Source organism: Empedobacter sp. R132-2 (assembly GCF_030324375.1).
Classification (GTDB): domain Bacteria; phylum Bacteroidota; class Bacteroidia; order Flavobacteriales; family Weeksellaceae; genus Empedobacter; species Empedobacter falsenii_B.
This window is the reverse complement of record NZ_JACAGG010000002.1, coordinates 176242-196963: the sequence shown is the minus strand read 5'-3', so window position 1 is coordinate 196963 and position 20722 is coordinate 176242. Positions and strand designations below refer to the sequence as shown.

Below are 20722 nucleotides of genomic sequence, written 5' to 3'. Positions count from 1 at the left end.
TTTTTATCTGAACTTTTTTCGTTAAAATTATTCTTAAAGTTGAGAATTAATTCTTCTTATGATTTCATAATCTTTAACTTTAATAAAATTCAATCTAAAAAATATTCAAAATGAAAAGAAGTGCAAAAGCAGTTTGGAATGGTTCGGTTACAGAAGGATCAGGAACATTAACCACACAAAGTACAGTATTAGATAATACGCAATATTCGTTCAAAAGTCGATTTGAAGAAGGAGTAGGAACAAACCCAGAAGAACTTCTGGCAGCGGCTCATGCAGGTTGTTTTACAATGAAAACTTCTGCATTACTTGGAGACGCAGGTTATACAGCAGAAAAATTAGAAACCGATTGTAAAATTGTTTTTGAAGGAGGAAAAGTTGTTCGATCAGAATTAAGTTTAACAGCAAGTATTCCTTCGATTACAGATGAAGAATTTCAGAAAATAGCAAAAGAGGCAGAAGAAACCTGTCCGATTAGTGTTTCATTTAGTTTCGAAAAAGTGTTGATTTCTGCAGTTTTAGTTGAATAAATTGATAGAATCAAAATAGAAAATCCAACAAATTACTTGTTGGATTTTTTGTTATTTCAAAACTGGAATTTCGATGTAAGAATCGTGATAAATTCGTTGTGTTTGTTTCAAGAAATCTTTCGCGGTTGCTTCATAAACATTCATAAATTGTTGCGGATTGCGGTCTGCTAAAGGAAACCATGTATTTTGAACTTGAATCATAATACGATGTCCTTTCTTGAAAGTATGTCCAACATCTGGCATAGAATACGTTACATTTGTTTTCAGATTAGGAACCATTGCTTCGGGTTTTTCAAAACTATTGCGGTATTTTCCTCGCATAATTTCGGCACGAATCAAATTTTGATATCCAGCCATCAATTTCCCATTATATTTTGGTGTATCTTCAGGAAAAACATCAATCAATTTTACTACATAATCAGCATCTGTTCCTGTTGATGAAACAAATAAATGATTTATAATTGGACCTGTGATTGTCATATCTTCCGTTAAAATATCGGTTTGATAAACCATAACATCAGGACGAGTTGACGCAAATCGTTGATCATCGACCATATATTCTCGTGGACGACTTTCTAAAACACCACCTTGATATGGAACAGGATTATTTGGATCTGCTACATATTCATCAAAACTTGTATTATTAGTCTGTTGAAAAGATATTTTTCCGTTGGCTTGCAAATACATTTTCTGAGTTGTCACATTCTTTGGTGGCCAAGTATCAAACTGTTTCCATTCGTTAGAACCTGTGATAAAGATTTGCGCTTCTGTCGGTTTGAAATTTCCTTTATCTTTTAAATAATAATTGAAAAAAGGTAATTCAATTTGTTGCTGATAATATTCACCTGTTGGCGTTCCAAACTGCATATCGCCAAACGTATCGGCTTTAGAGCGAACCCAACCACCATGAAACCATGGTCCAGCGACCAAAATATTTGTCGCATTCGGATTTTGCTTTTCAATTGCTTTATAAGTTTCAAAAGCACCATAAACATCCTCTGCGTCAAAGAAACCACCAACCGTCATCACAGCAGGTTTCACATTGGTAAGATGTGGCAAAGGATTTCTATCTTGCCAAAATTGATCATAATCAGGATGTGCAAACAAATCATTGTAGAATTTGATATTATCTTGAAAATATTTATCCTTCAATTCCTTTACAGATCCACCTTCTAAATAAAAACGGTAATTATCTTTGATTGGATATTCTAATGATTTTGGACCTTTATCTGGCGTAATTGGTTGCGGACGTTTTACACCAAATGACGACATAAATTTGAAAGAATCATTCAGAAATAATACACCATTGTGATGAAAATCGTCGCCTAAAAACCAATTCGTAACTGGTGCTTGTGGCGAAACAGCTTTCAAGGTTGGATGCGAATTAACTAAACTCATTGTTGAATAAAAACCAGGATAAGAAATTCCATAGATTCCAGCTTTTTGGTTGTAATTTTTCATGTTTTTTGCCAACCATTCCAATGTGTCGTACGTATCTGTACTTTCGTCAATCGCTTTTTTATTTTTCGTTTTATTAACAGGTCGTACATCTTCAAATTCACCCTCGCTCATCCATTTTCCTCTCACATCTTGGTACACGAAAATAAAACCTTCGCGCATTTCTGCAGGGAAATTTCCAAGCGATTTTTTATACTCATTTGCTCCATAAGGCGCTACGGTATAAGGTGTTCGATTAAGTAAAACAGGATATTTTTTGGTTTGATCTTTTGGCGTATAAATAGCCGTGAACAATTTCGTTCCATCTCGCATCGGAATCAATTGTTCGGTCTTTTCATAATGCTCTCTAACATAGGCAGAATCTGCTTTTGCAACTTGCGCATAGCTAATTCCACTCATCAAAATAAGACTAAGTAGAGTTGCTTTTTGAGTAAATTTTTTCACGTGTTTATCAATTTTACAATACTATAAATGTAAAAAACTTTTAAATTTTACACTTATAAATCGAATTATTTTCTACAAATGATTTCAATATCGATAAAGTTTTAATTATTTTTTATGAATTTGAAAATTCGAACACTTTTTTTGACTAAATTAGTTAGCCAAAATCAATTGAAATGAAGTTAACTGCAAAAGCAACAATTCAAATTCAGAAACCTAAAAATGAAGTTTTTGATGCGATTGTTAATCCAAATAAGATGAATCAATATTTTATCGCTTCTTCTACGGGTGCTATCGAAACTGGAAAAATTGTTGAATGGAAATTCCCTGAGTTTGATGATATTTTTCCTGTAATGGGAGGCGATTTAAAACAAGATGAATACATTTCGTTTGATTGGAGTGGCGGTGTTGATGATATGTTGGTGGAAATTTTTCTTGAAAAAGGAGAAAATGATTCGACAATTGTCAAAGTCATTGAACATGAAATGAATGATGATGAAGCTGGAATTAAGCAATTGATGGGACAAACAGAAGGTTGGGCTAATTTCTTGGCTTGTTTGAAAGCTTATCTCGAATATGGAATTAATTTGCGCAAAGGTGCTTTTGATTTTATGAAACCTTAAAAATGAACAAAAGAAATACGTATGATCACAATCGAAACAATAATAAATGCTCCAATAGATCAAGTTTGGAAAGCTTTTAATTCTCCTGAAGATATTGTAAAATGGAATCAAGCTTCTGATGATTGGCATTGTCCGAAAGCAGAAAATGATTTGCAAGTTGGTGGAAAATTAAAGAGTACGATGGCTGCGAAAGATGGCAGTTTTCAATTCGAATTTGAAGCTAAATATGATGAAATCATTCCAAATAAATTTATTCGTTATTACATCGCAGATGGTCGTAAGGTTGAAATTAATTTTCATGAAGAAAATAATTTAACCAAAATCACAGAAAAATTTGAACCAGAAAGTCAAAATCCTACTGAAATGCAACAACAAGGTTGGCAAGCTATTTTGAATAGTTTCAAAAATTATGTTGAATCAAATCGATAAAAATAGTAGAAGATGGAAGAAAATAAATCGAAAATTGGTCAAATGGTTTGGGCTGATTTAACTGTTGAAAATTCGACTGAATTAAAAGATTTTTACAAAGAAGTGATTGGTTGGGAAGTCAAAAATGTTGCGATGAAAGATGGCGAAGAAGAATACAATGATTATGCAATGATGTCTTCTCCAGAAAATGCGGCTGGTGGAGTTTGTACGAAACGTGGTATGAATAAAGGAATTCCTTCTCAATGGATTATGTACATTAGTGTAGAAAATGTTGCGGAAAGTTTACAAAAAGCGTTGGAAATGGGAGGGAAATCTATTCATGAGATTAAAAATAAAGAAGGAAATCTTCAATTTGCAATTGTAGAAGATCCTGCTGGAGCTGTTTTTGGATTAGCAAATGCTTAAAATATGAAAAAAGTATCGTTTACAGAAGTAATTTATGCGCAGCCTAAACATGTGCATAAAGTAATGATTGCGCCAGATTCGTATAAAATTTGGACGAAATCGTTTAGTGAAACTTCAGATTTTAAAGGAGATTGGTCCGAAGGTTCTCATGTTTATTTCACTTATGATACCGAGAAAGGTTCGGCAGCGATGATTGCTACAATAGATGAAAATATTATTGGAAAATCAATCAAAATGCGTCATATAGGAAAGCTGAATGAAGAAGGTCAAGAAATTTTTGATGGACCAGAAATTGATGCGTGGAAAAATACAGAAGAAACCTATAAAATGGAAGATGTAGAAGGTCACACACGATTAACCTGTTCGGTGGAGATAGATGATCAGGTTTTTCCAGAAACTCAAGTCAGAGAAATGTGGATAAATGCACTGCGCAAACTGAAAGAGATTTGCGAGGATTAATTATGATGGCAGATAATTTCACAACTATTGATGAATATATTCTTGGGTTTGATCAAGCTAAACAGGAGATTTTAGAAAACATAAGAAAAATTATTCACGAAACTGTACCAAGAGCAACAGAAACGATTAATTATAAAATGCCAACATTTCGTTTGAATGGAAATGTGATTCATTTTGCGATGTTTAAAAATCATGTAGGAATTTATCCTGGAGCTGAAACAATCGAACATTTTCAAAATAATTTAACCGATTATAAAACATCAAAAGGTGCAATACAACTTCCCTTGGATAAAGTTTTACCGAAGAAATTATTGAGAGAAATTGTGTTGTATAAAGTTAGTTTGATGAAAGATCAGAAAGCTGAAGAATGGACGAAATACAATGGTAATTGGGCAGAAGCGAATGAGAAAATTCAACAAGTTGTAAATGAAACGGAACTTGTAAAAGAGTTTAAATGGGGTGGAGATATTTATACGTTTAACAAGAAAAATGTGTTGGCATTTAGTGGTTTCAAAAATCATTTTGCGTTGTGGTTTCACAATGGCGTTTTCTTGAAAGATCAATATAAAGTTTTGGTGAATGCGAATGAAGAAAAAACGAAAGCTTTGCGTCAATGGAGATTTAATTCTGCCGATGAAATTGATGTCGAAAAAGTAAGAGAATATGTCTTAGAAGCGATTCAATTGGTGAAAGACGGAAAGGAAATAAAACCTCAAAAATCTGTACCAAAAGAAGTTGATGGGATTTTGAAAGAAACTCTAAATCAAAACAATAAATTATTTACTTCATTTAAAGCTTTAACTTCAGGAAGACAAAAAGAATACATCGAATATATTGATGAAGCAAAACAAGAGAAAACGAAAATTTCTCGCATCGAAAAAATAAAACCTATGATTTTAGAAGGAAAAGGTTTGAATGATAAATATCGAAAATAATGCAATATGAAGTCGCAAATTTAGAAGAATATTTAACGTCAATTCCAGTAGAAAGAAAAGAAGCTGTTGAGAAATTAATTAAAATTTTGGCAGATAAATTACCCACTGGTTTCGAGTTGCAGTTGAGCTATGGTCATCTTGGGTTTGTTGTACCGTTTTCACTTTATCCGAATGGTTATCATTGCGATCCGAAATCACCGTTGCCGTTTATCAATATTGCTTCTCAAAAGAATTTCATTGCGTTATATCACATGGGAATTTATATGGACAATAAATTGCTGAATTGGTTTGTTGATGAATATCCAAAATACTCAAAACGTAAATTAGATATGGGAAAAAGTTGTATTCGTTTCAAAAAAGTAGAGGATATTCCGTTTGAATTAATCGGAGAATTAGCGCAAAAAATTACGCCACAACAATGGATAGAAAATTATGAAAAAGTACTACTTAATCGAAAAAAATAAATCATGTCACAAATCGATAAATTTTTAAAAAAATTAGAAAAAAATAATAACCGCGAATGGTTTACAGAACATAAAGTTGAATTTGATACAGCGAAAGCTGAAGCAGATTCAATTTTCAATGTGATTTACCAAGAATTAAGTAAAAAGGAAGAATTAGAACCGCTTAAAATTTATAGAATTTATAGAGATGTTCGTTTTTCTCATGATAAAACTCCTTATAAAACTCATTTTTCTGCTCAAACAGGTCGCAAAAAGCCACTTAATAGAGGTGGGTATTATTTCCATATTCAACCGAATCATAATTTTATAGGTGTTGGTTTTTGGGGACCAGAGCGCGATGATTTGCTTCGTATTAGAAAAGATATTGAAGTTTCGGATGAATTAGCGAAGATTCTTCAATCCAAAACAATTATGAATGAGTTTGGAGAAATGCAAGGAGAAGAAGTGAAATCTGCTCCAAAAGGTTTTTCGAAAGATCATGAGCGAATTGAATTGTTGCGTAAAAAGCAATATTTATTTATCAAGAATTTCACGGATGAAGAAGTTTTAGCAAAAGATTTTCCGCAGAAAGTGGCGAAATCAATTCAGGTTCTTCAACCATTTTTGAATTATATGACAGAGGTTTTAACAACCGATGAAAATGGTCAACCATTATATTAAAAAAATAATCACAAAAAAACACTATATTATGGCTAAAGTACACGCTTACTTAAATTTTAACGGAGATTGCGAAAAGGCATTTCAGTTTTATGAAACTGTTTTTGAAACGCAAAATATTGGGATGTATAAAATGGTAGATATGCCGCCAAATCCAGAATTTCAGATTCCAGAAAGTGCAAAGGATAAAGTTTCGCATGTGGCATTGTTTATTAATGAAACAACAATGTTAATGGGTTCTGATATTATTGAAGAATTTGGACATCAATACAAAGCTGGAAATAATAATTACATTATGCTTGATGTTGATAATCCCGCAGAAGCGCATCAATTATATGATCGTCTTTCGGTAAATGCAAAATCGTTAGAAATGCCTTTGGCTGAGCAGTTTTTTGCTGAGCTTTATGCGTCTTTTATTGATCAATTTGGAACACCTTGGATGATTCATTTCGAAGGAAATAAAGCGCATTCGATGTAAAATATAGTTTAAGAATAAAACATAAAACCTCTCAACTTGAGAGGTTTTTGTTTACTATACATTTACGTTCGTTGCTTGTAACATAAGTTGATGAAGATCTGTATTTTTTACAAATGGCTTCAACAAATCACTTCCTGGTCCATACATAGCTAATTCTACATAATCGCCCGAGTGATCCATACTTATCCAACCTACATTGTTGTGTTTTTTCTGAATTTCAGAGAAAAATTTGAACGGAAGCTTTTTGAAATTATATAATCCTTCTTCTTTATCCAAACCTTTGTAAAAATCTAACATATGTTTTGCTTCATCATCAGTTAAACTAAAACCATTTGTTTCGACAATCCAATCTTTGATTTCTTGTATATTAAAATCTTCGTGAATTTCATTCAAAATATGTTCGTTGGTATATTTATAATTAACAATACTTTCAAATTTTTTGTTTACATCAGCTCCATAAATAGTTCCTGGATTTGCATTTCCGTGATCAGTTGTGATGATAACTAACGTATTTCCATCCTTTTCAGCAAAATCCATTACAGTTTTGATTGTTTCATCAAATGCAATTTGATCATTTATTAATCCTGCAACATCATTTGCATGTGCCGCCCAATCCACTTTTCCAGCTTCTACTTGCAATACAAAACCATTTTGATGATCTTTCAAATTATCAATCGCAACCTTAGTCATTTCGGCAAGTGTAGGAATAGATTTATTTTTTGAGAGATTTTTATGATCGATTGCGTAAGGAATTGCTCCAGTATTGAAAATACCTAATAGAGATTTATTGTTTTGAGATTTTCCTAATTCCTCCTTTGTTTTCGCAATTTGATAGCCTTTATTTTTATAAATAGCATACAAATCTTTCTTGTCTTCTCTTTTGGATGAATTAAAAAACTCATCACCACCACCTAATAAAACATCAATGCCAATTTCGGCATATTTTTCAGCTATCTCTGGTTCTGCATTTCTACTTGCAGAATTTATACAAAAACCAGCTGGAGTGGCATGAGTAATAGTAACTGTAGTCACACACCCTGTTCTTTTACCCGCTTTTTTGAACTTTTGCCAAATCGGAACATGATGTTCTCCATTCGTGCTAATATTTAATACGCCATTTTTCACACGAATTCCACCTCCAAAAGCTGAACTTGCAGCAGCTGAATCGGTAACAATAGAACTTGCAGAAGCGGTGTCCATTAAAGCTCTTTTTACTTTATTTTCTTCATAAAGATTTATCCAATTACCATTTTTTCCATGCAATTGTATGTTGTACAAATTAGCCATAGCAAGAGTTCCGGAACTCATTCCATCACTTATCATAAAAATAATATTCTTTGCAGAATTTGTAGAAAGATTAGGTTTGATTTTATTTTGAGCAAATAAATCGAAAGGATTTAGAATTAAGCCTGTAGAAATTAATGCCGATCCTCTAAGAAATTTACGTCTATCCATTTTATTATTTTTGTAAATGAATAGATTATTTCTGAGAAGTGTTTTAGCTTATTGTTAAATCTTATTAATGATACAATCTAAATCCTAATTTCAGGCATATATTGGCGTGTTTATCAAACAATGCATGTACAAGCTCTTCTTCGTCATCAATTTCTTTTGCTAAACAAAAATAATATTGATCTAAAATTGTACTCAAAATTGGAGAAGGGTTTACATATCCAGATAAGGCTTTTGCTCCTGTAACATCAATAAAATATTGAAAACTTTCGTCTTCCAAATTTAAACTCATTGTATTTGCAAAATGAACAATTTTATCGGTTAGTTTTCCTTGAAAAATTTCTGCTACTTCTTCCAAACTATAGTAATAATCATCAATTTGAATTTGATTTCCTTCGCCTTCAAAAACTAAATAAATGATTTTATAATCTCTAAAATATTTATCATGATAAAGAAGATTGGTCAAACTTTCTTCGAAACCTTCAAAGCTATCAGTCGTTTTATAAACATTTGTAATCTGAAATTCTCGAGCCAAATGTTCCAAAAATTCCAATAATTGCGAATCATTTTGCTCTTCAATATCTGCTACAGATTCCAAACAAAACAATTTGAAATCATCTTCGTCTTCAGTTCGTATAATATCCTTCATCTATTTTACTATTTTTCAAAGGTAAGATGTAATTTTTAAATGATTAAAATCACGCGAACAATGATTAATATTTATTAATTTAGAATTATTCTATATAAATAAATTTAATGAAAAATAATATTGATTTACAAAATCTTGCGGAACAATTGAGTTGTCCAAATGGAGACGAAGGAATTGAAGTTGGTGAGCAAATGAATGAAAGTAATTTTGGTATGATAAAAACGACAATAGATCATTTACAATTACAAAATCAAGAACAAATATTAGAGTTAGGTCATGGAAATTGTAAGCATTTACCTTATGTATTGAATCAAGCGGAAGGTTTAGAATATATTGGTTTAGAACTTTCTCAGGTTATGAAAAATAGTGCTATAATGAACAATTCTGATTATTTGAATGCAAATATTAGATTTGAAATAATTATGGATGAAAGAATTCATTTTTATGAAAAACGATTTGATAAAATTTTTACGGTGAATACAATCTATTTTTGGAATAATCCTAAACTTTTCTTGAGTGAAATTTATAGAGTCTTGAAATTCGACGGAAAATTTGCACTTGCTTTTGCTAAAAAGGAATTTATGGAAACATTGCCTTTTACACAATTTGGCTTCAATTTATACACAGAAGATGAAGTGATAAAACTATTAAAATCTGCTAAATTTTCTATTGAAGATACAAAAACATTTTCGGAAAGTGTGATTAGTAAATCTGGCGAAAAAGTTGAAAGAGAGTATAGTATAATTATTGCAAAAAAATAAAATGATTTTTATTGATAATAAACTTAATTTTTTTGAGAAAAGAATGAGTAAATAATTTCTAAAGTAAAAAGAATTAACAGAAATTTGTATCCTTATTTCAAGAATATGAAACAACCACAAAGAGTATTCGATTTACCTCGATTTCAAGAAAAAAATACACCTAACATTTCTATTTTTAATTACAAAGAAAAAGGAGAATGGAAGGGAATTTCGACAACAGATTTTATCAATCGAGTAAATAATATTTCGAAAGGTTTGATTGCAAATGGTGTTCAACCAAATGATAAAGTTGCGTTGATTAGCGAAAATCGTTTGGAATGGAATTTAGTAGATTTTGCAATTCAACAAATTGGAGCTGTCGTTGTGGCAATTTATCCCAATATTTCGGACAATGATTACGAATTTATTCTAAATGATGCCGAAATCAAACTTTGTTTTGTGAGCAATGATGCGTTGTATCAACGATTATTAGGAATCAAAGATCGTATTCCAAATCTTGAACAAGTTTATACATTTAATACTTATCCGCATACACCAAATTGGATTGAGCTAATTTCGAAAGGAATTTCTATTTCTGATGAGGTTTTACAAACGAAGATGGACAATGTAAAACCAACTGATTTAGCAACTCTTATTTATACTTCTGGAACAACAGGAAACCCGAAAGGCGTTATGCTTTCTCACGAAAATTTATTGGCTGATGTCAATAGTTCCGAATATTCTTTTCCTGTAAAAGCGTATGATAAAGCGTTGTCTTTTTTACCTGCTTGTCATGCGTATGAACGCGTCTTTCAATACGTGTACATCAAAATGGGATTACCAATCTATTTTGCACAATCAATGGATACGATTGGGCAAGATATGAAAGAAGTTCAACCACATATTTTTTCGGCTGTTCCACGTGTTTTAGAGAAAGTTTACGATAAAATAATGGCGACTGGAGAACAATTGACAGGAGTAAAAAGAGCTTTATTCTTTTGGGCAATTTCGTTAGGAGAACAGTATGATTTAGACGAATCAAAACTTTCTGCTTGGTATAAATTTCAATTAAACATTGCTCGAAAATTAATTTTTTCGAAATGGAAAGCGGCGCTTGGCGGTAATGTCAAAGGAATTGCATCGGGAAGTGCAACTTTACAAACTCGTTTATTAAAATTGTATTTAGCAGCCGGAATTCCAATTTACGAAGGTTATGGTTTAACAGAAGCTGGACCTTGTTTATCTGTAAATTGTATCAAACGTGGAATGAAAATCGGAACCGTTGGTATTCCTTTGATTGATATTGAGATTAAATTAGCTGAAGATGGAGAAATCTTAGCAAAAGGTAAAAATATCATGCAAGGATATTATAAAAATTCTGAGGCGACGGCTGAGGTTTTGAAAGATGGTTGGTTGTATACGGGCGATATTGGAGAATGGGTTGATGATAAATTCTTAAAAATTATCGATCGTAAAAAAGAAATGTTCAAAACTTCTGGAGGAAAATATGTTGTGCCACAACAAATTGAGAAAATTCTTTCAGAATCTAATTATATCGAACAAATTATGGTAGTTGGAGAAGGACGAAAATTCCCTGCTGCTTTGGTTATTCCTTCTTATGAAAACTGTATTGATTGGGCAAAAGCAAATGAATCTTCATTGATTAATTTACCTCGTGAAGAGTTTTTAACGCATCCAAAAATTTATGAATTGATAGGAAATGAAATCAATAAATTAAATGTCAATTTTGGAAATTGGGAAAAAATTAAAAAATTTCATTTACTGCCTTATGAATTTACAATTGAAGCTGGAGAATTAACGCCAACTTTGAAGATGAAACGTAAAATCATTTCAGAAAAATATAAAAAAGAAATTGACGGAATTTATCAATAAAAACATCAATTTTTTAGAAAAATAACGAAGCAAGATTTTTATTAATCTTGCTTTTTTCGTGAAATAAAACTGATTTATGAAAATTTTGCACCAAATTTGCACTCTTTTTTATAAAGTTTAGTATTTAAAAAATGAATAATCCTACACGAATTTTTGACTTAGCTTATCGTCAACAAGAACTTTACCCCAATCATAATATGTTTGCAAGTAAAATTGATGGCGAATGGAAGTTTACAAAACCAGCCGAATTTATTGCGCAAACAAGAGAAATTTCGAAAGGTTTATTAGCTCTGGGAGTTAAACCTGGCGATCGAGTAGGACTTGTGTGCGAAAGCCGCTATGAATGGCATGTGATTGATTTTGCAATTCAGCAAATTGGTGCGGTTGTGGTAGCGATTTATCCAAATATTACAGATTTTGAATATCAATTTATCTTCAATGATGCCGAAATACAATTGTGTATTGTAAGTACAAAAAATTTGTATGAACGTATCAATAATATGTTTGGGACAATTTATAGTTTAGAATATGTTTTTGCAATTAATGAGTTCCCAGATTCTAGAAATTGGTCAGAATTAAAAGAAATTGGAAAAGATATAACAGACGAATATGTAAATAATCTTAGTTCAATTGTTCGAAATTCAGATTTAGCAACTTTAATTTATACGTCTGGAACAACAGGAAAACCGAAAGGTGTAATGTTGTCTCATAATAATTTGGTTTCGAATTTTATTGCGGCAAAAGAAATTGTTGTGTTAGAAGAAGGAACAAGAGGTTTGACTTTTTTACCGCCTTGTCATACATACGAAAGAACTGTAATTTATACCTATTTATATATTGGTGTAACGGTTTATTTCGCCGAAGGTTTTGAAAAAATTGGTGATAATATCAATGAAGTACAACCTCATATCATGACTGCTGTTCCTCGAGTGATGGAAAAAGTTTATGAGAAAATCCTAAAAACAGGTAGCGCTTTAACAGGAAAAAAACGAAAAGTTTTTGATTGGGCGATTAATTTTGCTTCTCAATATGAACCTGATGCGAAGAAACGATCTTTGGTGTATAATGTGAAGTTAGCTTTAGCTCGAAAATTAGTTTTGAATAAATTTTATGAAGCGTTAGGAGGTAATTTCAAATATATTATTTCGGGAAGTGCTTCGTTGCAAGGTAAAATTGCGCGTGTTTTTATGGCGGCTGGATTACCATTTTTTGAAGGATATGGAATGACGGAAACTTCGCCTTTAATCACTGTAAATAATCCGCATAAATTAGGTGTTCGAATAGGGACTGTGGGTTCACCAATAAAAGATGTTAAGGTAAAATTAGCCGAAGATGGAGAAATTTTGGTTCAAGGTCCTAATGTGATGATGGGCTATTATAAAAATCAAAAAGCGACCGATGAGGTCATTATTGATGGATGGTTGCACACAGGTGATATTGGAGTTTGGGAGGAAGGAGAAGGTCATTTCTTGAAAATCATTGATCGTAAAAAGGAAATGTTCAAAATTTCTGGTGGAAAATATGTTGTTCCTCAACCAATTGAAACAAAACTTGTCGAATCAAATTTTATTGAGCAAGCAATGGTTGTTGGTGATGCGCAAAAATTTGCGTCAGCTTTTATTGTTCCGAATTATGCAAATCTGAAAGAATGGGCAAAAGAAAATGCACCTGAAATTAGTAATCTTTCTCGCGATGAATTCATAGCATCTACAGAAGTTCATAAAGTAATTAATCAAGAAGTTCGTAAAGCAAATCAGTTTTTTGGAAATTGGGAACAGATTAAGAAACCAGCAATTTTAGCGCATGAATTTACGATTGAAGGTGAAGAATTAACTCCAACTTTGAAATTAAAACGTAAAGTTATTCTAAAGAAATATCAGAAAGAATTCGAAGAAATTTATAAATAAAAAAATCCCTCAATTCATAATGAGTTGAGGGATTTTTTTATGGATTCATTCTTTCGTTAGTATAACCACGAATCACAGTATAATCTACTTTTTCAATACTATCCATAAAAGAAGCGTTATCGGTATATATAATAAAATCTACTTTCTCTTAGCTATTTCCATGAGTTTCAAATTCATTATAAAGTGAATTAACTTGAAGTTTACCATTATTCTCTCTTAAGAATAATTCAAAAAATGAATCATTTTCTCCTTTTGGAATAAAATAATTAGTTGGTAAATGTTTACAATCACAATTATCAGTGCTTAAATAATAGTGTCCAGAACATTGTAATTCATATAATTTAATATCTCCAATTATATAAGACTTTTTAAAATCAGAACTGCAAGAGTAAAATAATAAGAGAAATAAAATTAGATATTTCATAATTGTAATAGTTATGACGAATATAATTCTTTTTAAGTTGAAGATAAAATTTTTGAAAAACTCATCATTTTACGCTATTTTCGACGAATTCTTTTCAAAATTACAAAACTATAAGTACGCTATGGAAGCAACCAGAATTTTTGATTTACCAAAACGTCAGCTGGAAAAGTTTCCTGATTTATCCATGTTTGTATCCAAACAAAATGGAGAATGGAAACCAATGAAAACCACAACTTTTTTAGAACATGTTGATGCAATCTCAAAAGGATTAATCGCTTGTGGAGTTCAACCAGGTGAAAAAGTGGGATTAATCTCAGAAAATCGTGTCGAATGGAATATGATAGATTATGCGATACAACAAATCGGAGCTGTTGTGGTAGCGATTTATCCGAATATTTCTGACAGCGATTACGAATATATTTTTAGCGATTCGGCTATAAAATTGTGTTTTACAAGTAATCTCGATTTGTATACGCGAATCAATCAACTCAAAACAAAATTGCCTTCATTAGAGCAACTGTACTCGATTGATGAATTTGAAAATACAGAAAGTTGGAATGTTTTAATCGAAAAAGGAAAAACAATTCAACAAGAAGAAATAGACAAACGTGCCGCAAATGTAAAGCACGAAGATTTAGCTTTTTTAATCTATACATCAGGAACAACGGGAAATCCGAAAGGTGTGATGTTGTCGCACAAAAATATTATTGCAGATGTTATGGCTTGCGAATATTCAACACCACTTGATCCTTATGATCGTGCTTTGACCTTTCTTCCTGCTTGTCATGCGTATGAGCGAACAATTCAGTATTTGTATGTGTACATGGGGATTTCGATATATTTTGCAGAATCGATGGAGAAGATTGGCGATAATTTAAAAGAATTTAAACCGCATATGATTACGGCTGTTCCTCGTGTGATTGAAAAAGTTTATGAAAAAATCATGCAAACGGGAGCTCAATTATCAGGTTTTAAGAAATCTATTTTTGATTGGGCTGTAAAAGTTGGCGATGAGTTTGTGTTAGAAGATGATCAGCGTTCTACAAGTTATAATTTGAAATTAGCAATTGCCCGAAAATTAGTTTTACACAAATGGTACGAAGGACTTGGTGGCGAATTAAAAGCCATTGTAACGGGAAGTGCAGCGATTCAACAACGAATTGTTCGCGTATTTTTAGCTGCCGAAATTCCAATTTATGAAGGTTATGGATTGACAGAAGCTTCGCCAGTAATTGCGGTGAATTGTTTTCGTCGAGGTAAAAAGATAGGAACTGTTGGACCTCCGTTGAAAGGTGTTGAAGTAAAATTGGCTGATGATGGCGAAATTTTAGTAAAAGGTGATATTGTGATGATGGGTTATCATAATTTACCAGAAAAAACTGCCGAAGAAATCAAAGATGGTTGGCTATACACGGGTGATATTGGAGAATGGATAGACAATAAATTCTTGAAAATTGTTGACCGTAAAAAAGAAATGTACAAAACTTCGGGAGGGAAATATATTGTTCCACAACAAATCGAAATGAAAATGGTAGAATCGCCATTCATCGAGCAATTGATGGTTGTTGGAGAAGGTGAGAAGTTTCCTGGAGCTTTTGTGGTTCCGAGTTATACAAATCTAAAAAAATGGTCGCAGTCAAATGCTCTTGAAATTGTAAATCTTCCTCATGATGAATTTCAGAAAAGCGATGTTGTCAAAAAGAAATTAGAAGAAGAAATCAATCAACTGAATAATCATTTTGGACATTGGGAACAAATCAAAAAGATTGCAATTATTCCAAATGAAATGACCGTAGAAGGTGGAGAATTAACGCCAACGTTAAAATTTAAACGTAAAATTATTTTAGAAAAATACAAGAAACAATACCAAGAAATTTTTGGATAATTAATAAGAGTCTCAGTTTTTTGAGACTCTTTTTTATAACCTTTAATTAAGATTAAAATCTATATTTTTGTAAAAACAAAATCAATTGAATTCAGTTAAAGTTTACGCAAAACAAACAAGCAATTGGGGATTATTATTCGGTAGTCTTTTATTTTTTGCTTGTTCAATTTATTTATTTCTAAACGCCAATCAAGTTAATTCTCCGCAAACTGCAAAAATTTTAAGCGGAGTTTTATTTGTTCCAAGTTTACTATTCATCATCGTTTCAATCAAAAAATTGATGAAAAAACAATTGATTTTATTGATTGATAAAAAAGGAATTGTTTACAAACCTACGGATCATTTGAATTATATTGAATGGGGAAAAATTTTAGAAATTGAAGAACTGAAATTGCCTCGCCAACGTGTCATTAATATAAAAATTATTGATGCAGACGATTTTATCCATAACGAAACGCAGAAATTCTTACAAGCACGTATGAGATTTTGGAATAAAATGTATGGCGCTGTTGTTTCGTTTGACGCAAATACTTTAGATAAAAATCACTTCGAAATCATGAATCTTTTTGATGAATTTATGGAAGATTATAAGATTTCTACAGCTTCAAAAAATGATTAATTCGAAAGAATAGACTATTTTTGCAGCATGCAAATCGATTTACTTTATAAAAATTTGGGCATCAAAGATATGAATGCAATGCAACGTTCAGCATTCAAAATGTCCGAAAATCAACGAGATTTAATTTTATTATCACCAACAGGATCTGGTAAAACATTGGCGTTTTTATTTCCGACTTTAAGAGATTTAAATCCAGATGTAAAAGGTGTTCAAACCTTAATTTTAGTTCCTGCGCGTGAGTTAGCTTTACAAATCGAAACAGTTTTCAAATCGATGAAGTCTGATTATAAAGTAACGTGTTGTTATGGAGGTCACAATACAAAAGTTGAGCAAAATACTTTGTTAGAAGCTCCAGCTGTATTAATTGGGACTCCAGGACGTATTGCGTATCATTTGCGTAACGAAAATTTTGATCCTTCGACTGTTCAAACTTTAATTTTAGACGAGTTTGATAAAGCGTTAGAATTAGGTTTTCAAGAAGATATGAGCTTTATTGTAGAGCAACTTTCTGGTTTGAAACAACGTATTTTGACTTCTGCTACAGAAATGGAAAATATTCCAGAATTTGTTGGATTGAATGACGAAAAAATTGTGAGCTATCTAAAACAAATCGAGGTAAAGCCTGATTTACATATGAAAGTGGTTAACACCATTTCAGAAGAAAAATTGGATACTTTATTTAATTTGATTTGCAAAATTGGAAGCAAACGCATGTTGATTTTCTGTAATCACCGTGATGCTGTCGACCGTATTAGTAATTTGTTGCATGAAAAAGGAATTGCGCGTGAAAGTTTTCATGGTGGAATGGAACAAGACGAACGCGAACGTGCGTTACTGAAATTCAGAAATGATTCGGTTCGAGTTTTAATTACAACAGATTTGGCTGCGCGTGGTTTGGATATTCCAGAAGTAGATTCGATTATTCATTATCAATTACCTGCAAAAGAAGCCGCTTTTATTCACAGAAATGGACGTACAGCACGTATGAATGCGAAAGGTTTTGTGTATTTAATTATTAGCAATGAAGAACATTTTCCGTTTGTAAATGAAAATTTACCTGTCGAAAATTTAGGTGGAACATATAAGATTCCAGAACGTACACCTTACCAAACGATTTATATTTCTGCAGGAAAAAAAGACAAAGTAAACAAAGTTGATATTGTTGGATTTTTGTTCAAAAAAGGAGGTTTAGAAAAAAACGATGTCGGAATTATTGAGGTAAAAGATACCACTTCGTATGTTGCGATTAACCGTAAAAAAGTTCCGGACTTATTGAAAAAATTGAACGGTCAAAAAGTAAAAAATAAGAAAGTAAAAATGCAAATTGCATATTAAAAATAGAATTTTATGTTAGCACACCACGTACTATTTTGGTTAAAAGATGACGCTACAGAAGCTGAAGTGAATACATTTCATCAAGCTTTGAAAGATTTAGAACCAATTGCTCCTTCAGTATTTTTTCATGTTGGAACACCAGCAAATATCGAAAGAGATGTTATCGACGCTTCGTATTCGTTTTCTTTGTTTGCAGCTTTCGAAACGATGGAACAATTTGAGACGTATCAAAAACATCCACAACATATCGAGTTTTTGAATGGTCCAAATAAATTAGCAAAACGAGTATTAATCTATGATGCAGATTAATCGTTAGAAAAATATAACCTTAAATCCGTCATTTGACGGATTTTTTTATTTTCTAAAACTTTATAAATCAAGTTTATTTATAATTAATTATACTTATTTTTGTACAAAATATTGTACATATGTTGATAACAAATATTTCTGAATTTAGAAAAGATATTAAAGAATATTTTGATCGTGTGACGAATAATTTTGAAACATTGATTATTAATCGTGGAAAAAATTCTGGTGTTGTTATTATGTCATTAGAAGAGTATAATTCGCTAATGGCTACGAATCATGAGCTTTCTTCTCGCAAAAATGAAGAGCGTTTGGATGCTGCAATTGAGAAATTAAAAACTCAGAAAACGTTTACAAAGGAGTTAATTGAAGAATAGATGAAAATCGTTTTTGTTGATGAATCATGGGAAGATTATTTGTATTGGCAAAAAACAGATAAATCTAAATTGAAAAAGATCAATGAATTGATTAAAGGTATTGCTCGAAATCCTTTTGATGGTCTGGGGAAACCAGAAGCTTTGAAACATAAATATGCAGGATTTTGGTCGAGAAGAATAGATCATGAACATCGGTTAATATATCGTGTTGTAGAAGATGAAATTCAAATTGCGAAATGTCGTTTTCATTATGATTGATATACTTCTTTATCAATCAACAATATAATCTATCATACAATAATCACGAATTTCTATCAAAATAAGCAAATAATCGTTACAAATACCCGTAAATTTGCAAATGATTTCTGAAAAGGAAATCAATAGAATTTAAGCAATGATTATAGAGACAGAAGAAGAGTTAATCGGAATGAAAAAAGTCAGCGAAGCTGTAGCCGTTACTCTTAAAGAGATGAAAGATTATGTAAAACCTGGAATGTCAACAAAAGAATTGGACGATTTTGGTGCGAAGATTATGCACAAATTTGGTTGCAAATCAGCTCCTTTCGAGACGTATCAATTTCCTGGTTATACTTGCTTAAGCGTGAATGAAGAAATTTGTCACGGAATTCCAAGAGCCGATAAAATTTTGAAAGACGGAGATGTGATTAATATTGATGTTTCTGGAGAATTAGGTGGTTTTTGGGCTGATAATGGAGGTTCTATTGTTGTTGGAGAAGATGTGAATGGTTATCAAAAAATTGTTGATGCATCTATTTCTGCGCTTCAAAAAGCAATTGCGGCTGTAAAATCTGGAGTTAAAATCGCTGATATTGGTGGAATTATTGAGAAAGAAGCAAAAAAACATCATTATCATGTGATTGAGAATTTAACTGGTCATGGAGTAGGGCGTTCATTGCACGAAGAACCATTGGATTTGATGAATTTCAGAGACCCTGATGATAAACGTCGATTCCGTAAAAATTCAGTTATTGCATTGGAAACTTTTATTTCAGAAAATTCTTACGAAGCAATTGAGCAAGCGGATGGTTGGACAATGATAGGAAATGCACCTGGCGTTTTTGCACAACACGAACATACTGTTTTGGTTACTTCTGAAGGTCCTATGATTTTAACGCACATGAATGGTAATTGGTAAAATTATATGAAGAGAAACGAATATATTAAAGTAGACCGCGAAGTGGTCAAAAAAATGAGCGAAGATATTCAGGCTTATTTAACAGAAAATAAGTTGGAACGTGTAAAAACTAAGGATATGATGCCTTTCTTAATTGAAAAAGGATATTTTCCTCACGACCGTAAAAAAGGATATCCTTTGCGTCAGATTCTAACAGATTTGAAAAAATCGGAAGAATTACATTTATTACCGCAAGCATTTCCAGAATATTTGGAAATCGAGAATAAAAAAACATCTACCTACTGGTATTTTAGTCCAGTAAAATAATATTAAACACTTCTATTGAAGTGTTTTTTTTATTGCTAACAAATTCAAAATCTTTACTTTTTGGAATATTAATTGATACAATTTGATCGTTTATTAGATGAAAAATCAAGCTTTTTAATTTCTTATCTTATGTCAATGAAATCTCGCTGATGACTGAGCTAAATTTGTCCTATCAAAATAAATAATTAATTAAAAACAATCAAATAATCATTCGTTATGAAAAAATTATTATTCACGTTAATGTTATCAGCAGCTTCAATGTCTGCATTTGCTCAAAATTATACAAATGATAAAGCGCACTCAAAATTAGGCTTTTCTGTTTCTCACATGACAATTTCTGATGTTGAAGGACAATTCCAAAATTTTGATGTTCATTTAAACTTTACAAAAGAAGATTTAAGCGATGCAAAATTTCATGTAGTTGCAGATATCAATTCAATCAATACAGGAGTTGAGGCACGTGATAATCATTTAAAATCAGCAGATTTTTTCAATGCAGCAAAAAATTCAAAACTAGAATTCTCTTCAAAAGGAATTACACGTGTTAAAGGAAATCAATTTAAAATGGTTGGTGATTTAACATTAAACGGAGTAACTAAACCAGTTGCATTAAAATTAGTTTACAACGGAAGCATCAACAATAACGGAGTTAAAACGTACGGATTTACAGTAAAAGGAAATGTAAAAAGAAGTGATTTTAACATCGGTGGTAATTTCCCAGAAGCTGTTGTAGGTGATGTTGTTACATTAACATCAAACTTAGAATTTTCAGCTTCAAAAGCTAAATAATAATAAAT

The 20722-nt window shown here is 31.7% G+C and carries 24 protein-coding genes; 21 read left to right on the top strand and 3 right to left on the bottom strand.

Annotated elements, in window-relative coordinates:
- Nucleotides 1-110 precede the first annotated feature (110 nt).
- Nucleotides 111-527 carry an OsmC family peroxiredoxin gene (locus tag HXZ69_RS02635; protein WP_115000360.1) on the top strand — a complete coding sequence of 139 codons (417 nt, stop codon included), beginning with the start codon at nucleotides 111-113 and terminating at the stop codon, nucleotides 525-527.
- A gap of 51 nt (nucleotides 528-578) precedes the next feature.
- On the opposite strand, the gene HXZ69_RS02630 is transcribed toward HXZ69_RS02635, so the two are convergent.
- Nucleotides 579-2429: a CocE/NonD family hydrolase gene (locus HXZ69_RS02630; RefSeq protein ID WP_286494907.1), complete on the bottom strand. Its 1851-nt coding sequence runs from the start codon at nucleotides 2427-2429 to the stop codon at nucleotides 579-581.
- 173 nt (nucleotides 2430-2602) lie between these two features.
- On the opposite strand from HXZ69_RS02630, the gene HXZ69_RS02625 reads away from it, so the two are divergent.
- The 8 genes from HXZ69_RS02625 to HXZ69_RS02590 are packed head-to-tail and all read left to right on the top strand — an operon-like array spanning nucleotide 2603 to nucleotide 6876.
- Nucleotides 2603-3049, top strand: a complete 447-nt coding sequence (locus tag HXZ69_RS02625) for an SRPBCC domain-containing protein (RefSeq protein ID WP_219033967.1) — start codon at nucleotides 2603-2605, stop codon at nucleotides 3047-3049.
- A gap of 21 nt (nucleotides 3050-3070) precedes the next feature.
- Entirely contained in the window at nucleotides 3071-3478 is a 408-nt protein-coding gene (locus HXZ69_RS02620) for an SRPBCC family protein (RefSeq protein WP_125350071.1), read from the top strand.
- Nucleotides 3479-3490: 12 nt separating this feature from the next.
- On the top strand, nucleotides 3491-3883 hold the full coding sequence (locus HXZ69_RS02615) for a VOC family protein (protein WP_125350072.1): 393 nt from the start codon (nucleotides 3491-3493) through the stop codon (nucleotides 3881-3883).
- A gap of 3 nt (nucleotides 3884-3886) precedes the next feature.
- Nucleotides 3887-4342, top strand: a complete 456-nt coding sequence (locus HXZ69_RS02610; RefSeq protein ID WP_125350073.1) for an SRPBCC domain-containing protein — start codon at nucleotides 3887-3889, stop codon at nucleotides 4340-4342.
- On the top strand, nucleotides 4297-5277 hold the full coding sequence (locus HXZ69_RS02605; RefSeq protein WP_286494905.1) for a DUF1801 domain-containing protein: 981 nt from the start codon (nucleotides 4297-4299) through the stop codon (nucleotides 5275-5277). Before HXZ69_RS02610 ends, HXZ69_RS02605 begins: the two co-directional genes overlap by 46 nt.
- Entirely contained in the window at nucleotides 5277-5741 is a 465-nt protein-coding gene (locus HXZ69_RS02600) for a DUF1801 domain-containing protein (protein WP_038330627.1), read from the top strand. The genes HXZ69_RS02605 and HXZ69_RS02600 overlap by 1 nt, the downstream gene beginning before the upstream one ends.
- 3 nt (nucleotides 5742-5744) lie before the next feature.
- Nucleotides 5745-6401, top strand: a complete 657-nt coding sequence (locus HXZ69_RS02595; RefSeq protein ID WP_038330630.1) for a DUF2461 domain-containing protein — start codon at nucleotides 5745-5747, stop codon at nucleotides 6399-6401.
- 28 nt (nucleotides 6402-6429) lie between these two features.
- On the top strand, nucleotides 6430-6876 hold the full coding sequence (locus HXZ69_RS02590; protein WP_280050962.1) for a VOC family protein: 447 nt from the start codon (nucleotides 6430-6432) through the stop codon (nucleotides 6874-6876).
- Between the two features lie 54 nt (nucleotides 6877-6930).
- Here HXZ69_RS02590 and HXZ69_RS02585 read toward each other — a convergent pair whose 3' ends face one another.
- Together HXZ69_RS02585 and HXZ69_RS02580 are read right to left on the bottom strand one after the other, a co-directional pair.
- Nucleotides 6931-8331 carry an alkaline phosphatase gene (locus HXZ69_RS02585; RefSeq protein WP_219033963.1) on the bottom strand — a complete coding sequence of 467 codons (1401 nt, stop codon included), beginning with the start codon at nucleotides 8329-8331 and terminating at the stop codon, nucleotides 6931-6933.
- A 64-nt stretch (nucleotides 8332-8395) separates the two neighbouring features.
- On the bottom strand, nucleotides 8396-8977 hold the full coding sequence (locus tag HXZ69_RS02580; RefSeq protein WP_219033962.1) for a DUF6642 family protein: 582 nt from the start codon (nucleotides 8975-8977) through the stop codon (nucleotides 8396-8398).
- A 107-nt stretch (nucleotides 8978-9084) separates the two neighbouring features.
- On the opposite strand from HXZ69_RS02580, the gene HXZ69_RS02575 reads away from it, so the two are divergent.
- The 12 genes from HXZ69_RS02575 (at nucleotide 9085) to HXZ69_RS02520 (ending at nucleotide 20714) form a co-directional block, all read left to right on the top strand.
- Nucleotides 9085-9738, top strand: coding sequence for a class I SAM-dependent methyltransferase (locus HXZ69_RS02575; protein ID WP_286494903.1), 654 nt, complete (start codon nucleotides 9085-9087; stop codon nucleotides 9736-9738).
- A 105-nt stretch (nucleotides 9739-9843) separates the two neighbouring features.
- Nucleotides 9844-11610 (top strand): AMP-dependent synthetase/ligase, encoded by a 1767-nt coding sequence (locus HXZ69_RS02570; RefSeq protein WP_286494902.1) that lies wholly within the window; start codon nucleotides 9844-9846, stop codon nucleotides 11608-11610.
- Nucleotides 11611-11741: 131 nt separating this feature from the next.
- Complete coding sequence (locus tag HXZ69_RS02565) at nucleotides 11742-13517, top strand: AMP-dependent synthetase/ligase (RefSeq protein ID WP_286494901.1); 1776 nt, start codon at nucleotides 11742-11744, stop codon at nucleotides 13515-13517.
- Nucleotides 13518-14062: 545 nt separating this feature from the next.
- The gene (locus HXZ69_RS02560; protein WP_286494899.1) at nucleotides 14063-15826 is read left to right on the top strand and encodes an AMP-dependent synthetase/ligase; all 1764 of its coding nucleotides are present in this window, start codon (nucleotides 14063-14065) and stop codon (nucleotides 15824-15826) included.
- A gap of 85 nt (nucleotides 15827-15911) precedes the next feature.
- Complete coding sequence (locus HXZ69_RS02555; RefSeq protein ID WP_221855062.1) at nucleotides 15912-16445, top strand: STM3941 family protein; 534 nt, start codon at nucleotides 15912-15914, stop codon at nucleotides 16443-16445.
- Nucleotides 16446-16472: 27 nt separating this feature from the next.
- Nucleotides 16473-17780, top strand: coding sequence for a DEAD/DEAH box helicase (locus HXZ69_RS02550; RefSeq protein WP_180906721.1), 1308 nt, complete (start codon nucleotides 16473-16475; stop codon nucleotides 17778-17780).
- Between the two features lie 12 nt (nucleotides 17781-17792).
- Nucleotides 17793-18089 carry a Dabb family protein gene (locus tag HXZ69_RS02545; RefSeq protein WP_221855064.1) on the top strand — a complete coding sequence of 99 codons (297 nt, stop codon included), beginning with the start codon at nucleotides 17793-17795 and terminating at the stop codon, nucleotides 18087-18089.
- Between the two features lie 119 nt (nucleotides 18090-18208).
- The gene (locus HXZ69_RS02540; protein ID WP_221855065.1) at nucleotides 18209-18463 is read left to right on the top strand and encodes a type II toxin-antitoxin system Phd/YefM family antitoxin; all 255 of its coding nucleotides are present in this window, start codon (nucleotides 18209-18211) and stop codon (nucleotides 18461-18463) included.
- Entirely contained in the window at nucleotides 18464-18721 is a 258-nt protein-coding gene (locus HXZ69_RS02535) for a Txe/YoeB family addiction module toxin (protein ID WP_221855067.1), read from the top strand.
- A 136-nt stretch (nucleotides 18722-18857) separates the two neighbouring features.
- Entirely contained in the window at nucleotides 18858-19619 is a 762-nt protein-coding gene (gene map / locus HXZ69_RS02530) for a type I methionyl aminopeptidase (protein WP_115000652.1), read from the top strand.
- Between the two features lie 6 nt (nucleotides 19620-19625).
- Nucleotides 19626-19925 (top strand): hypothetical protein, encoded by a 300-nt coding sequence (locus HXZ69_RS02525; RefSeq protein ID WP_125350083.1) that lies wholly within the window; start codon nucleotides 19626-19628, stop codon nucleotides 19923-19925.
- A gap of 216 nt (nucleotides 19926-20141) precedes the next feature.
- Complete coding sequence (locus HXZ69_RS02520) at nucleotides 20142-20714, top strand: YceI family protein (protein ID WP_221855071.1); 573 nt, start codon at nucleotides 20142-20144, stop codon at nucleotides 20712-20714.
- Nucleotides 20715-20722 lie beyond the last annotated feature (8 nt).

What these genes read in the sequence shown, in the direction of transcription:
- HXZ69_RS02625 (WP_219033967.1), top strand. Translation starts at nt 2,603, where the DNA reads ATGAAGTTAACTGCAAAAGCAACAATTCAAATTCAGAAACCTAAAAAT.
- HXZ69_RS02550 (WP_180906721.1), top strand. Translation starts at nt 16,473, where the DNA reads ATGCAAATCGATTTACTTTATAAAAATTTGGGCATCAAAGATATGAAT.
- HXZ69_RS02575 (WP_286494903.1), top strand. Translation starts at nt 9,085, where the DNA reads ATGAAAAATAATATTGATTTACAAAATCTTGCGGAACAATTGAGTTGT.
- HXZ69_RS02620 (WP_125350071.1), top strand. Translation starts at nt 3,071, where the DNA reads ATGATCACAATCGAAACAATAATAAATGCTCCAATAGATCAAGTTTGG.
- HXZ69_RS02560 (WP_286494899.1), top strand. Translation starts at nt 14,063, where the DNA reads ATGGAAGCAACCAGAATTTTTGATTTACCAAAACGTCAGCTGGAAAAG.
- HXZ69_RS02545 (WP_221855064.1), top strand. Translation starts at nt 17,793, where the DNA reads ATGTTAGCACACCACGTACTATTTTGGTTAAAAGATGACGCTACAGAA.
- HXZ69_RS02615 (WP_125350072.1), top strand. Translation starts at nt 3,491, where the DNA reads ATGGAAGAAAATAAATCGAAAATTGGTCAAATGGTTTGGGCTGATTTA.
- HXZ69_RS02540 (WP_221855065.1), top strand. Translation starts at nt 18,209, where the DNA reads ATGTTGATAACAAATATTTCTGAATTTAGAAAAGATATTAAAGAATAT.
- HXZ69_RS02585 (WP_219033963.1), bottom strand. Translation starts at nt 8,331, where the DNA reads ATGGATAGACGTAAATTTCTTAGAGGATCGGCATTAATTTCTACAGGC.
- HXZ69_RS02580 (WP_219033962.1), bottom strand. Translation starts at nt 8,977, where the DNA reads ATGAAGGATATTATACGAACTGAAGACGAAGATGATTTCAAATTGTTT.
- HXZ69_RS02610 (WP_125350073.1), top strand. Translation starts at nt 3,887, where the DNA reads ATGAAAAAAGTATCGTTTACAGAAGTAATTTATGCGCAGCCTAAACAT.
- HXZ69_RS02520 (WP_221855071.1), top strand. Translation starts at nt 20,142, where the DNA reads ATGAAAAAATTATTATTCACGTTAATGTTATCAGCAGCTTCAATGTCT.
- HXZ69_RS02595 (WP_038330630.1), top strand. Translation starts at nt 5,745, where the DNA reads ATGTCACAAATCGATAAATTTTTAAAAAAATTAGAAAAAAATAATAAC.
- HXZ69_RS02525 (WP_125350083.1), top strand. Translation starts at nt 19,626, where the DNA reads ATGAAGAGAAACGAATATATTAAAGTAGACCGCGAAGTGGTCAAAAAA.
- HXZ69_RS02565 (WP_286494901.1), top strand. Translation starts at nt 11,742, where the DNA reads ATGAATAATCCTACACGAATTTTTGACTTAGCTTATCGTCAACAAGAA.
- HXZ69_RS02635 (WP_115000360.1), top strand. Translation starts at nt 111, where the DNA reads ATGAAAAGAAGTGCAAAAGCAGTTTGGAATGGTTCGGTTACAGAAGGA.
- map (WP_115000652.1), top strand. Translation starts at nt 18,858, where the DNA reads ATGATTATAGAGACAGAAGAAGAGTTAATCGGAATGAAAAAAGTCAGC.
- HXZ69_RS02570 (WP_286494902.1), top strand. Translation starts at nt 9,844, where the DNA reads ATGAAACAACCACAAAGAGTATTCGATTTACCTCGATTTCAAGAAAAA.
- HXZ69_RS02535 (WP_221855067.1), top strand. Translation starts at nt 18,464, where the DNA reads ATGAAAATCGTTTTTGTTGATGAATCATGGGAAGATTATTTGTATTGG.
- HXZ69_RS02600 (WP_038330627.1), top strand. Translation starts at nt 5,277, where the DNA reads ATGCAATATGAAGTCGCAAATTTAGAAGAATATTTAACGTCAATTCCA.
- HXZ69_RS02590 (WP_280050962.1), top strand. Translation starts at nt 6,430, where the DNA reads ATGGCTAAAGTACACGCTTACTTAAATTTTAACGGAGATTGCGAAAAG.